Source organism: Sphingomonas sp. GC_Shp_6, from assembly GCF_026540835.1.
In the GTDB taxonomy this organism is placed as follows: Bacteria; Pseudomonadota; Alphaproteobacteria; order Sphingomonadales; family Sphingomonadaceae; genus Sphingomonas.
On sequence record NZ_JALNUO010000056.1, the window covers coordinates 1 to 207 of the forward strand.

Sequence of the window (207 nt, forward strand, 5' to 3'; positions counted from 1 at the left end):
GGCGTGGCGAAGACCTATGACGGCACGACGGCAGCGACGCTGGCGGGTGGCAACTACACGCTGGCCGGTGCGGTGGCTGGCGACGCCGTCGCCCTGAACAATCCGACGAGCGGCAGTTACGACACCAAGAACGTCGGCACCGCGAAAACCGTGAGCGTCGGCAACCTGGCGCTGACCGGGAGCGACGCGGCCAACTACACCGTCAAC

The 207-nt window shown here is 67.6% G+C and carries 1 protein-coding gene; it reads left to right on the plus strand.

Annotated elements, in window-relative coordinates:
• On the plus strand, positions 1–207 hold a 207-nt coding region (locus OXQ95_RS18665), incomplete at both ends, for a YDG domain-containing protein (RefSeq protein ID WP_267383145.1).